The following is a 12,004-nucleotide window of genomic DNA, read 5'->3' as shown; positions in this document are numbered from 1 at the left end:
ACCATACCAAATCACGCCAAAATGGGGGAGTTCTTCAGAGATTCCTCAATTATATCCATCATGATTGAATTCAGTTCAAAATCTTTGGGCGTATAAACCCGCGCGACACCCATTGCCGCCAGTTTCGCAGCATCGTCGTCCGGTATGATGCCGCCTACAATGACTGGGATGTGCCCCAACCCCGCAGCATTCATTTTTTCCATCAGATCCTGAACAAGCGGAATATGCGATCCGCTTAAAATCGACAGCCCCACGACATGGGCCTGTGTTTCGATCGTATTCGCAACGATTTCATCCGGTGTCAGGCGAATGCCGTTATAGTCAATGTCCATGCCGCAATCGCGGGCACGAAATGCGATTTGTTCGGCGCCGTTCGAATGGCCGTCAAGGCCCGGCTTGCCCACCAGAAACTTCAACCGGCGCCCCAGCTTGTCGCTCACGGCATCTACGGCTGCGCGGATGTCGTCCAGCCCTTCTGTTTTGTTGGATACGGACGCAGACACTCCGGTTGGGCCGCGATAGGTGCCAAAGACCGCGCGCATCTGTTCGGCCCATTCGCCGGTTGTGACGCCGGCCTTTGCCGCTGCAATCGACGGTCCCATGATGTTTTCGCCGGTCTTGGCGGCATTGCGCAGGTTCTCAAGTGCGGCTTTTACGGCAACGGCGTCACGCTCTGAGCGCCAGGCGTTCAGTCGGTTGATCTGTTCCTGCTCAACGGCCGGGTCTACGACCATGATGCCGCCGTCTTCGGTTTGTAGGGGTGACGGTTCGGATGTTGTAAACTTGTTCACGCCCACAACCGTGACTTCGCCGGCTTCGATGCGGTTCAGGCGGTCTGCGTTGCTGTCGACCAGGCGGGACTTCATGTATTCAATCGCACTGATCGCGCCGCCCATGCTGTCCAGATTGGCCAGTTCCGCGCGCGCGCCGTCTTTCAGGCTTTCCACCTTGGCGTCTACGGCCGGGTTGCCATCAAACAGATCATCAAATTCCAGCAGGTCCGTTTCATAGGCCAGAATTTGTTGCATCCGCATTGACCATTGCTGATCCCATGGCCGGGGCAGACCCAATGCCTCGTTCCAGGCAGGCAGTTGCACGGCCCGTGCGCGTGCGTTTTTGGACAATGTCACAGCCAGCATTTCAATCAGGATGCGGTATACATTGTTTTCCGGTTGCTGTTCGGTCAGACCCAGACTGTTGACCTGCACGCCATAGCGAAAACGGCGGTATTTGGGGTCTGTGACCCCATATCGCTGTTCGCAGATTTCATCCCACAGGTCGACAAAGGCCCGCATTTTGCACATTTCGGTGACAAAGCGGATACCGGCGTTCACGAAAAAGGAAATACGGCCCACCAGGCGTGGAAAATCTTCGTCGGGCACCTGACCTTTCAGTCCGTCAAGCACTGCGGTTGCGGTGGCCAGCGCAAAGGCCAGTTCCTGTTCCGGCGTCGCGCCTGCTTCTTGCAGGTGATAGGAACACACGTTCATCGGGTTCCATTTCGGGACGTTCGTATAACAATACGCCGCCACATCCGTAATCAGTTTAAGCGACGGTTTGGGCGGGCAGATATAGGTGCCGCGCGACAGGTATTCCTTGATAATGTCGTTCTGAACGGTGCCTTGCAGTTGCGAAATGTCGGCGCCCTGTTCTTCTGCCACTGCGATGTACAGGGCCAGCAGCCAAGGTGCCGTGGCATTGATTGTCATCGATGTGTTCATCTGATCCAGCGGGATTTCATCGAACAATGTCCGCATGTCACCCAGATGTGCGACAGGCACGCCGACCTTGCCGACCTCGCCGCGCGCAAGGATGTGATCGCTGTCATATCCGGTTTGCGTGGGCAGATCGAAGGCAACTGACAAACCGGTTTGTCCTTTGGACAGGTTCGACCGGTAAAGCGCATTGGACGCGGCAGCGGTGGAATGCCCCGCGTAGGTGCGGATCAGCCAGGGGCGGTCTTTTTCGTGCTGGGTCATGGACGAACCTCGTGAATCACTTCGGCAATTTTATTGCGTTCAAAGGGTGATACTTGGAACTTTGCGCAATTGTCAATTCGCTGCATTGCGGCATAAGGCCCGAAACCGGTGATTGTGTGTGGCGGGATTTGCTGCCACGGTAAGGTTGATGACAACGACAGTAGAACTTCCTCTGTGGCTCTTGATTGTGATCCTGCTGTTCGCGGCGGTCACATTTGCATCGCATTTCCTGTTTCCGTCTGTACGCTGGTTCTTTCGCAGACGGCTGGAAAAGGTCGTGGCCAAGGTGAACGAAAGGCTGGAACGGCCCATCGAACCATTCAAGCTGGCGCGCCGTCACGATATGATCCAGCGGCTGATTTACGACCCCGCAGTAACCCGCGCGGTGGCGGCCCATGCAAAAGACAGCGGTATCCCCGAAAACGTCGCCTTTGAAGAGGCGCGCCGCTATGCGCGTGAAATCGTGCCTTCATTTTCGGCCAGCGCCTATTTCGGCGTTGCGATCCGTCTGGCCAAACTGTTGTCGAACGCGCTGTATCGTGTACGGCTGGGCTATCAGGATGAAGACGCGCTCAAGTCACTGGATCCGGACGCGACAGTCGTCTTCGTGATCAATCACCGCAGTAACATGGATTATGTACTGGTTACATATCTGGCGGCAGAGCGGTCGGCCTTGTCCTACGCAGTTGGCGAATGGGCGCGTGTCTGGCCCCTTTCCGGATTGATCCGGGCAATGGGCGCCTATTTCATCCGGCGAAAATCGCGCAACGAGCTTTATCGCTGTGTGCTGGCCCGCTATGTCGGTCTGGCCACCAACGGCGGCGTGACCCAAGCCATGTTTCCGGAAGGTGGGCTTAGCCTTGACGGGGCGCTGAAGCCGGCAAAGCTGGGCCTTTTGAAATATATCTCGGACGGATTCACTGACGGTGATCGCGATGTGGTTTTTGTACCTGTCGCGCTGAACTATGACCGGGTTTTGGAAGACCGTATTCTGATCGCAGCCGGGGATGCAGGCGAACGCCGGTTCCGCGCGCGCATCAGTGTTGTCGCGGGATTTGCTCTCAAGCAGGTCTGGCTCAGGCTGACGGGACGTTTTCACAGGTTCGGCTATGCTGCGGTCAGTTTTGGATCGCCCCTGTCGCTGGCCCAGTTCAGCGCCGGCAAAAAGGGTGATATCGCGGCGTCCCTTGGGGCCGAGCTGATGCGGCGGATTGGCAATGTGGTGCCGGTGTTGCCTGTGCCCTTGGTTGCGCATGTCCTGCAGGGCGGTGCGCCGATGGATCGTGCGGAACTGGAACGGTCCGTTTCGGGCCTGTTGGCGCAATTGGGTGATGCCTACGTACATCTGCCGCGCAACAACCGCGATTATGCTGTCGAGGTGGGGGTACGCCATCTGGCAGAACGCGGGATCGTGATCGAAAAGGACGGGTTGTTCCACACACCTGAAGCGCAGCTCAGTGCACTGGCGTATTATGCGAACTCGATCCGGCATCTTGTCCCGAAGGACGGCCCCGTACTTTCTGCGGATGCGAAGGAAATTTCTGCGACTGCTGGGTCATAAAATTACCAATTTGAACCGTTTTGGGTTGCAATATTGCGTATCAGGCCATATCCCACGGTAGGCGCCGGGCGATTCTGCGCTGCGGCACGGCCTGATGTCAGGCTGTATGGTGTTAAGACAGGGACAAGATCAGGAGGCCACATGGCTTTGGACAACGATGGCGGAATTGCCAACTACGACGCACCCGAAAAAGATCTTTATGAAATGGGTGAAATGCCGCCTTTGGGCTATGTCCCGAAACAGATGTATGCCTGGGCAATCCGTCGGGAGCGCCATGGTGAACCAGACAAGGCCATGCAGGTAGAAGTTGTCGACGTACCGGTGCTGGACAGCAACGAGGTTCTTGTTCTCGTGATGGCTGCGGGCGTGAATTACAATGGCGTCTGGGCCGCTCTGGGCGTTCCGATCAGTCCTTTTGACGGACACAAACAACCCTATCACATTGCCGGTTCTGATGCGTCAGGCATCGTCTGGGCTGTCGGTGACAAAGTCAAACGATGGAAAGTTGGTGATGAAGTCGTTGTGCACTGCAACCAGGACGATGGTGATGACGAGGAATGCAATGGCGGCGATCCGATGTATTCGCCAACCCAGCGGATCTGGGGGTATGAAACTCCGGACGGGTCGTTTGGCCAGTTCACGCGCGTGCAATCGCAGCAGTTGATGCCGCGCCCCAAACATCTGACCTGGGAAGAGGCCGCGTGTTACACGCTTACTCTTGCGACAGCCTACCGGATGCTGTTCGGCCACGAGCCGCATGATCTGAAACCAGGTCAGAATGTTCTGGTCTGGGGCGCTTCAGGCGGTTTGGGATCTTACGCAATCCAGTTGATCAACACGGCGGGTGCGAATGCGATCGGCGTGATCAGCGACGAAGACAAACGCCAGTTTGTTCTGGATCTGGGCGCAAAAGGCGTTCTGAACCGCAAGGATTTTGATTGCTGGGGGCAAATGCCCACGGTGAATACCCCTGAATATGCCGCGTGGTTTGCCGAGGCCCGCAAATTCGGCAAGGCAATCTGGGACATTACCGGTAAGGGCGTCAATGTTGACATGGTGTTTGAGCATCCCGGCGAAGCAACATTCCCGGTGTCGACATTCGTTTGCAAAAAAGGCGGAATGGTCGTGATCTGTGCCGGTACTACCGGTTTCAATCTGACATTTGACGTGCGTTACATGTGGATGCACCAGAAGCGCTTGCAGGGCAGCCACTTCGCGCATCTCAAGCAGGCATCATCGGCGAACAAGCTGATGTTGGAGCGTCGTTTGGATCCATGCATGTCAGAAGTATTTTCATGGAACGATCTTCCGGATGCGCACATGAAAATGATGCGGAACGAACACAAACCCGGAAACATGGCGGTGCTTGTACAATCGCCTAAGACCGGACTTCGGACATTTGAAGACGCGCTGGAAGCCAAGCGATAAAAGCAGAAACACTCTGTCTCTTGATTGACACCTGCGACTGGTTTGGGCCGGTTGCAGGTGTTTTTTATTATTAGGAATCTCTGAAGAACTCCCCCATTTTGGCGTGATTTGGTATGGTTTCTGCGGATGAGAGAGGAGCCCGCCGATGCCCAAACAGCCTGCCATTCCCGGCCTTGGTGATGCGGTGAAGAAGAAGGTGACGCGCCGCGAGAAGTTCCTGTCGGAGATGGATGCGGTGGTGCCTTGGGGTCGTCTGTTGGCGCTGATCGAGCCGCACTATCCGAAGGTTGGGTCAAAGGGTGGTCGGCCACCGATGCCACTGGAGACGATGCTGCGAGTGTATTTCCTTCAGAGCTGGTACGCGCTGAGCGATCCGATGGCCGAAGAGAGCCTGTATGACAGCGAGGCCATGCGCCGGTTTGCCGGTATCGAGCTTGGCGATGACCGCATCCCCGACGAAACAACGATCCTGAACTTCCGGCACCTGCTGGAGAAGCATCAGCTGACCGAGAAGCTGTTTGCCGAGGTGAATGCCTATCTTGCCGACAAGGGCGTCACGCTGCGCTCTGGCACGTTGGTGGATGCGACGATCATCGATGCGCCGTCCTCGACCAAGAATGAAGCCAAGGCCCGCGATCCCGAGATGTCATCCACCAAGAAGGGTAATGACTGGTACTTCGGCATGAAGGCCCATGTTGGCGTCGATGCAGACAGCGGCATCGTCCACAGCCTGGAGACCACCACTGCCAAGACCCACGATAGCCAGGTCTGGGACGAACTGCTGCACGGCAACGAAACATCCGTCTGGGCGGACAAGGGCTACGTGCATTCCGAACGAGAGGCGGCCTTCACCAAGGATGCAGGCCGGTTCTGGGGCGTGATGCGCAAGGCACCCAAAGGTGGCGAACTGGATCCGCTCGACGTGCAGATCAACCGGATCATCGCAAAGGTCCGGGCCAAGGTTGAGCACCCGTTCCGGATCCTGAAGCGCCAGTTCGGCCACGTGAAGACGCGCTACCGTGGGCTGGCCAAGAACCGGGCGCATCTGTTCACGCTCTTCGCCCTCGGCAACCTGTTCATGACCCGGAGAAAGCTGGCAGCATGAGGCAGAGTCTGCCCAAAAACGCCGAAACCGCCACTCAGGCGGCCGAAACAGCGGGAAAATCGCTGGAAATGGGACGTCTGACGCCCCAAACTACCTTCAAGCCGGCACGGCGGCGAAGCCGAAGGCGTTGATCAGACGTTCCATTAATCATGTGAATTCAGAAGGTTAAAATATATGCCCCCACTATTATTGGGGAGTTGAAAAACGCGAATTCCAAGAGAAGTGAAAACATGTTAAGGTTGTGTTAACGACTTATTAACTACCAAAGAGCGATATTATTATGAGAAATGATTGGATTTTAGACGTTCTGGCGGACCTGCAAAGCTTTGCGCGCAAAAACGGGATGGATGCGCTGGCGGAACAGTTGGGTGATACCAAGATCATTGCCGCCGCCGAAGTCATGTCTTTGGATGAAAAGGCTTACGCGCGCTGCAATGAACAAAACTCGTCTGGAGCAGATACTGGTAACACTGGAGCAAGCCGACGCGCTTGACAGCCTTCAATCTGCATCAATTGCATTGCGGGATTACTTTGCCATTGACCATATTGTTTATCATTGGGTGGATTCAGCGGGTGACCAATACGGCTGCGGAACTTACGACCGGGCTTGGGCGCAGCACTATATCGAACGGAATTATCTGCGGATAGATCCCGTGATTATAGGGTGTTACCAACGGTTCCACCCTGTCGACTGGAAAAGGCTGGACTGGTCGAGCAAGGCCGCGCGCGCCTTCAAAGCGGACGCAATGTCGTTTGGGGTTGGCAATCAGGGTTTTTCAGTTCCAATTCGCGGTCCGAACGGTCAATTTGCCTTGTTCACGGTTTCTCATTCCTGCTGCGATGACGAATGGGACAGGTTCACAGAAAAACATCGCCGCGACCTGATCCTGATTGCGCATTACTTTAATCAGAAGGCGCTTGATTTCGAACCGGATCGCGCCCCGGAACCGTCACAAACGCTGTCCCCGCGCGAGGTGGATGCAATGACCTTACTGGCGATCGGGTATAATCGGGCGCAAGTTGCCGAAACGCTTTCCATTTCCGAACATACCCTGCGTGTTTACATCGAAAGCGCCCGTTTCAAACTGGGCGCGATGAACACCACCCATGCTGTTGCACGCGCCCTTAGCCGCGGATTGATCGTCGTTTAGCTGTTGCGTCAATCAGAGCAGACCGCGCGGCCCTGAAATACAAAACTAACATGCGCAAATGTAGCTCTTTGCCATCCTGTAGGAGGGGTTAAAGATGCTAAGATACATTTACGGAAATGACTTGCACGACTATCCGAAACTTGCACAGAGCATGTTTCAGGATCGGGCGGACCAGTTCAAAACCCGTCTGGGCTGGGACGTGTCGGTCAACGCGCAAGGGCACGAGCGGGATGACTATGACGACCTCAATCCGCTTTATGTGATCTGGGAAGAAAGCAGCGGACGCCATGGCGGATCCATGCGGTTCCTGCCGACAACTGGTCCTGTCATGGTGAACGATCATTTTTCCCACCTTCTGGGAGGCGGCACACTGGTCAGTCCCCTGATCTGGGAATGTACCCGGTTTTGTCTGGCACAGGGTGCAGCGCCGCGTGTAGCTGCTGCCCTTATGCTGGGCGGGGGCGAGATCATGGCGGGTTTTGGCGTCCGCCATTTTGTTGGTGTCTTTGATGCGCGCATGGTCCGCATCTATCGCATGATCGGGTCATCGCCCGAAATCCTGGGCACTGACGGGGAAGGGCGCAGCAAGATCAGTGTTGGCCTTTGGGAGTTTGCGCCAGATGCCAAAGCCCGGATTGCAGCGCGGACAGGGCTGTCCGAAGACGTTTCCCGGCTTTGGTTCGATCGCGCATTCGGCCGTCGCGAACGGGGCAAGCTTGCACTTTCTGCGTAACTTTCCCGCAAATCGATCCAGCTGTCTGGCGCCTGCCTGACAGCGCCTATAGTGTCCCGATATGACCGTTGCGCCAGTTACATTTTCGCAGGATCAGGCCACCGCTTACGATGCGGTGGCCGATGCGTTGCGTATCGCCGGGATAGATTTGCTTGATGGTGCACTGACGCCCCCCCGTGAAGGTCAATCCAGCGTCGTCGCGATCACGGGCAAGGCCGGATCGGGAAAGACATTGCTGCTGGCAGAGCTTTATCGCGCAATGAAAACCGCAGGCGTGGAAATTGTATCGGGCGATTATGAAAGCCGCAAAAGGGCGGGAAAACGCACATTGGCCATCCTCGCGCCAACCAACAAGGCAGCATCGGTTTTGCGGCTGCAAGGTGTTCCCGCGACGACGATCCACCGCATATTGTACACGCCGGTCTATGATCCCGATTACGAAAAAATCGCCGAATGGCTGACGGGCAATGGTGAGCGGCCGGATGTCGAAGGATTGACCGATCAGGCACTGGATCGCGCGGCGCTGTTTTACAAGGCGAACGCATCCATTCCCGGCGCGCTGGCCGCAGCCGGATTGCGGGGCTCGGATTTCATCACAGGCTGGAAGCGCCGCGAAGAGCCGTTGGACGTCGGATTTATCGATGAAAGTTCGATGCTGGATGACCGGCAGTTTGAAGATCTGAAAGACATTTTTCCGACCCTGCTGCTGTTCGGTGATCCGGCACAGCTGGCGCCGGTGAACCAGTCAGGCACGATGATATTCGATCGCTTGCCCGAAACACGGAAATTCAATCTGGACCGGGTGTACCGTCAGGATGCCGACAACCCGATCCTTGATCTTGCACATGCGCTGGCCGACCCGAAGCTGGAATTTTCCGATTTCGAAGGCATGGTTCAGGATATAGCGCGGACGGATGATCGTGTTGTCTGGGGCGAACGGGTGGAAGTTGACCTGATGGCGCGCAGTCCGGTTCTGGTCTGGCGCAATGCAACCCGTGTTCGGCTGATTACCGCATTTCGCAGCGTTTATGGCGCCCCGGATGATGAATTGCTGCCCGGTGAGCCGCTGATCTGTGACGGTATCGAACTGCCCCTGAAGCACCGCAAGAAACGGCTCGACCTTGAGGCGCGCGGCCTGATCAAGGGGGCTCAGGTGGTTTATCTGGGGCCGGGGCGCAAGCCCGGTTTTTCAAGGTTGCACGTCGTCGGTGCGGAAGACCCGCAAGTCAGTGCTGCATCCATCGTCAAGATCGAAAAGCCGGACGAGGAAGAACCGTTTATCCCGTTCGCCGCCAAGATGGGGGCTACGTTTTTGCATGGGGCCGCGGTGACAATCCACAAGGCACAGGGCAGCCAATGGGACACCGTACAGGTATTTGCCCCTGACCTTTTCGTGGCCGCGCGTATGGGGCGGATCGAAGCGGGGCAACCCTTGTGGAAACGTCTGGCCTATGTGGCAATCACCCGTGCACAAAACCGACTGATCTGGGTCGTGCGTAACAGGTTGTCAAAGCCGACAGATGCCTTGCGTATAGATGACCTGGCCGCAGTTCCAGCCCCGCTGAGCCTTGAGGAGCCGACATGAAATCCGTTTTGATCACCGGTGCCAGTTCTGGCATAGGACGTAACACCGCAGTTCAATTTCTAGAGAATGGCTGGCGTGTTGGCCTGGTGGCACGCAGGGCCGACCGTTTGAACGGACTTCAGGAACAGTATGAACACGCGATCGCATTGCCGGCGGATGTGACAGATGCAACGGCAATGCAAGCTGTCTTTGACAGTTTTGCAAAGCAGGCGGGCCATCTGGATGTGGTGTTTAACAATGCCGGAACATTTGGTCCGTCCGGAACCATCGACGAAATTGATCTGGACGCATGGGAGGCCGTGCTGAATGTCAATTTGCGCGGCATGTTCATCACGGCGCGCCTGGCCTTCGCGCAGATGCGTGCGCAATCCCCGCAAGGGGGCAGGATCATCAACAACGGGTCGTTGTCGGCCTATGTGCCACGCCCCGGGTCGGTTTGTTACACGACGACCAAACACGCCATTACCGGTCTGACCAAGACGCTGTCTCTGGATGGTCGACCTTTCAACATCGCGTGTGGCCAGATCGATATCGGGAATGCCCAGACCGAACTGGTGGATGATCTGAACGCCCGCGCCTTGGCCGCGAACCCGGATGCAAAGCTGATGCCGATGATGCAGGTTGATGATGCCGCGCGTTCGGTTCTGCACATGGCAAACATGCCCGAGGGTGCGAATGTTCAGTTCATGACAGTGATGGCAACGAATATGCCCTATATCGGGCGTGGCTGACACACGCCCAAAAACCTGCCAGATCAGGCGCGGAACAGTTTGAATATGGCGGATGCGCCCCATCCGGCGGCAATCGCAATTGCCAGAGACATCAAGCCGTAAATCAAAGGCTGTTCCCGCGACAGGCCAAACAACCACCGTTCCAGCCCGACCTTGTACACATCGATCTGGGTATCATAGCTTGATACAACCTCGCCGCCGCGGGTCAGAAAAATGCGTATCACATAGTTGCCTTCGGTCAGGTTGGCGGGCATTTCTATCGCCGTTCGGAACAATGTCTGTTCATCGACAACCACATATTCCTGCAAAAGCTGATACAGCCGGTTTTCTGTCCGGATGCGAATGACCGCGTCCGTAAAGTTTTCCGCGTCCGAGATGTTTTGCGGGGCGCCGACTGACCGGATTGCGCGCGGAATGGACACGCGATGGCGCAGGTCTTCGGTATCTGTCAGGGCCTTGAACAAAGGCGCGCTGGTCGCGATGGCATAGAAACTGGGCGCTTTGTCCACTTCAAGAACATCGGTGTTGACCCAGATACCAAACCTTTTCTCCTTGCGCCGGACGGTCACCGGCACGGAGGGGCCGGAAACGGTAATGATCACTTCAAGAGGTTCGCCTTGCGGGATCGGCATTTCGCGTTTGACCGCACCGAAAATCAGGATTTCCGAACCGTCAAAGCTGGTGGTGATGTCCACCTTGTCTTTGCTGAGGCCCAGAACCACCTGTTCCGCGCTTGCTGGCCAGGCCAGACACATCAGCAGGATCAGAACACGAACCATTTGCTAATGCCCACCCGGTTTGCCAAGGGAATACAATTCCGCCGGCATGACAAGAAGATCAAAAGCCAGTTTGCCGCAGACCGCCAGCACCATGATGGCCAACAGAATACGCAACTGCTCGGCTTTCATTTTCACACCGATGCGCGTGCCGATCTGTGCGCCAACCACCCCGCCAACCAACAGAAGAACGGCCAGAACGATATCAACGGTAAAGTTGGTTGTCGCGTGCAGAAGGGTTGTGAACGCCGTCACAAAAATGATCTGGAACAGGGACGTTCCAACCACCACCTTGGTTGGCATGCCCAAAAGATAGATCATCGCCGGAACCATGATAAATCCACCGCCAACGCCCATAATCGCGGCAAGAATACCCACCGCGACACCAACGACGAGAGGCGGGATAACCGAAATATACAACCCCGAAGTCCGGAACCGCATCTTGAACGGCAGCGCGTGAATCCAGCCGCGGTGTTTTCGTCTGGGAACGGGCGCACCGCCACTTTTGCGGGCTTTGCGAATGGCATTCAGGCTTTCAACGAACATCAGGCTGCCGATAACGCCCAAAAACACGACATAGCAAAGCTTGACCAGCAGATCGACCTGACCCAACTGTTTGAGGTAGTTGAACACCAATACACCGATTGCAGCCCCGACAAGGCCGCCGATCAACAGCACCGTTCCCATTCGAAGATCGACAGTCTTTCGCTTGAAATGCGCAAGCACACCGGAAAACGAAGATGCCACGATCTGGTTTGCTTCTGTTGCAACCGCGACCGCCGGAGGAATCCCGATGAAGAACAACAGCGGTGTCATCAAAAATCCGCCGCCCACACCGAACATGCCCGACAGGATGCCCACGAGCCCACCCAAGCCTAACAACAGGAAGGCGTTGACCGAAACTTCGGCAATGGGAAGGTAGATCTGCATTAGCTTTCCTAGACCGGACGCCGCC

At 56.2% G+C, this 12,004-nt stretch carries 11 protein-coding genes; 8 read left to right on the top strand and 3 right to left on the bottom strand.

Going from position 1 to position 12,004, the window contains the following annotated elements:
• Positions 1 to 11: 11 nt before the first annotated feature.
• Positions 12 to 1,979 carry a protein meaA gene (locus C1J05_RS18055; RefSeq protein ID WP_114871468.1) on the bottom strand — a complete coding sequence of 656 codons (1,968 nt, stop codon included), beginning with the start codon at positions 1,977 to 1,979 and terminating at the stop codon, positions 12 to 14.
• A gap of 148 nt (positions 1,980 to 2,127) precedes the next feature.
• Between C1J05_RS18055 and C1J05_RS18050 the strand changes: the two genes are divergently transcribed.
• From C1J05_RS18050 to C1J05_RS18020, 8 genes are all read left to right on the top strand, one after another.
• The gene (locus tag C1J05_RS18050; protein WP_114871467.1) at positions 2,128 to 3,540 is read left to right on the top strand and encodes a 1-acyl-sn-glycerol-3-phosphate acyltransferase; all 1,413 of its coding nucleotides are present in this window, start codon (positions 2,128 to 2,130) and stop codon (positions 3,538 to 3,540) included.
• Positions 3,541 to 3,681: 141 nt separating this feature from the next.
• On the top strand, positions 3,682 to 4,968 hold the full coding sequence (gene ccrA / locus C1J05_RS18045; RefSeq protein ID WP_114871466.1) for a crotonyl-CoA carboxylase/reductase: 1,287 nt from the start codon (positions 3,682 to 3,684) through the stop codon (positions 4,966 to 4,968).
• 145 nt (positions 4,969 to 5,113) lie between these two features.
• Complete coding sequence (locus tag C1J05_RS18040; RefSeq protein WP_114868636.1) at positions 5,114 to 6,073, top strand: IS5 family transposase; 960 nt, start codon at positions 5,114 to 5,116, stop codon at positions 6,071 to 6,073.
• Positions 6,074 to 6,353: 280 nt separating this feature from the next.
• Positions 6,354 to 6,566 (top strand): hypothetical protein, encoded by a 213-nt coding sequence (locus C1J05_RS21595; RefSeq protein WP_162798130.1) that lies wholly within the window; start codon positions 6,354 to 6,356, stop codon positions 6,564 to 6,566.
• Positions 6,508 to 7,224 (top strand): helix-turn-helix transcriptional regulator, encoded by a 717-nt coding sequence (locus C1J05_RS18035; RefSeq protein ID WP_114871465.1) that lies wholly within the window; start codon positions 6,508 to 6,510, stop codon positions 7,222 to 7,224. Before C1J05_RS21595 ends, C1J05_RS18035 begins: the two co-directional genes overlap by 59 nt.
• Positions 7,225 to 7,318: 94 nt before the next feature.
• A complete protein-coding gene (locus C1J05_RS18030; RefSeq protein WP_114871464.1) occupies positions 7,319 to 7,957 on the top strand; it encodes an acyl-homoserine-lactone synthase in 639 nt (212 codons plus the stop codon).
• A gap of 61 nt (positions 7,958 to 8,018) precedes the next feature.
• Positions 8,019 to 9,542 carry an ATP-dependent DNA helicase gene (locus tag C1J05_RS18025; protein WP_114871463.1) on the top strand — a complete coding sequence of 508 codons (1,524 nt, stop codon included), beginning with the start codon at positions 8,019 to 8,021 and terminating at the stop codon, positions 9,540 to 9,542.
• Positions 9,539 to 10,273, top strand: coding sequence for an SDR family oxidoreductase (locus C1J05_RS18020; protein WP_114871462.1), 735 nt, complete (start codon positions 9,539 to 9,541; stop codon positions 10,271 to 10,273). Before C1J05_RS18025 ends, C1J05_RS18020 begins: the two co-directional genes overlap by 4 nt.
• 23 nt (positions 10,274 to 10,296) lie before the next feature.
• Here the strand turns inward: C1J05_RS18020 and C1J05_RS18015 are convergent, their stop codons facing one another.
• Together C1J05_RS18015 and C1J05_RS18010 are read right to left on the bottom strand one after the other, a co-directional pair.
• Entirely contained in the window at positions 10,297 to 11,052 is a 756-nt protein-coding gene (locus C1J05_RS18015; RefSeq protein WP_114871461.1) for a TIGR02186 family protein, read from the bottom strand.
• A 3-nt stretch (positions 11,053 to 11,055) separates the two neighbouring features.
• Positions 11,056 to 11,979: a sulfite exporter TauE/SafE family protein gene (locus tag C1J05_RS18010; RefSeq protein ID WP_114871460.1), complete on the bottom strand. Its 924-nt coding sequence runs from the start codon at positions 11,977 to 11,979 to the stop codon at positions 11,056 to 11,058.
• Positions 11,980 to 12,004: the final 25 nt, after the last annotated feature.

This window comes from Sulfitobacter sp. JL08, from assembly GCF_003352045.1.
In the GTDB taxonomy this organism is placed as follows: domain Bacteria; phylum Pseudomonadota; class Alphaproteobacteria; order Rhodobacterales; family Rhodobacteraceae; genus JL08.
The sequence above is the reverse complement of the archived record's forward strand: the minus strand, read 5'-3'. Positions and strand labels throughout refer to the sequence as shown.

What these genes read in the sequence shown, in the direction of transcription:
- C1J05_RS18020 (WP_114871462.1), top strand. Translation starts at nt 9,539, where the DNA reads ATGAAATCCGTTTTGATCACCGGTGCCAGTTCTGGCATAGGACGTAAC.
- C1J05_RS18015 (WP_114871461.1), bottom strand. Translation starts at nt 11,052, where the DNA reads ATGGTTCGTGTTCTGATCCTGCTGATGTGTCTGGCCTGGCCAGCAAGC.
- ccrA (WP_114871466.1), top strand. Translation starts at nt 3,682, where the DNA reads ATGGCTTTGGACAACGATGGCGGAATTGCCAACTACGACGCACCCGAA.
- C1J05_RS18030 (WP_114871464.1), top strand. Translation starts at nt 7,319, where the DNA reads ATGCTAAGATACATTTACGGAAATGACTTGCACGACTATCCGAAACTT.
- C1J05_RS18025 (WP_114871463.1), top strand. Translation starts at nt 8,019, where the DNA reads ATGACCGTTGCGCCAGTTACATTTTCGCAGGATCAGGCCACCGCTTAC.
- C1J05_RS21595 (WP_162798130.1), top strand. Translation starts at nt 6,354, where the DNA reads ATGAGAAATGATTGGATTTTAGACGTTCTGGCGGACCTGCAAAGCTTT.
- C1J05_RS18010 (WP_114871460.1), bottom strand. Translation starts at nt 11,979, where the DNA reads ATGCAGATCTACCTTCCCATTGCCGAAGTTTCGGTCAACGCCTTCCTG.
- C1J05_RS18055 (WP_114871468.1), bottom strand. Translation starts at nt 1,979, where the DNA reads ATGACCCAGCACGAAAAAGACCGCCCCTGGCTGATCCGCACCTACGCG.
- C1J05_RS18050 (WP_114871467.1), top strand. Translation starts at nt 2,128, where the DNA reads ATGACAACGACAGTAGAACTTCCTCTGTGGCTCTTGATTGTGATCCTG.
- C1J05_RS18040 (WP_114868636.1), top strand. Translation starts at nt 5,114, where the DNA reads ATGCCCAAACAGCCTGCCATTCCCGGCCTTGGTGATGCGGTGAAGAAG.
- C1J05_RS18035 (WP_114871465.1), top strand. Translation starts at nt 6,508, where the DNA reads ATGAACAAAACTCGTCTGGAGCAGATACTGGTAACACTGGAGCAAGCC.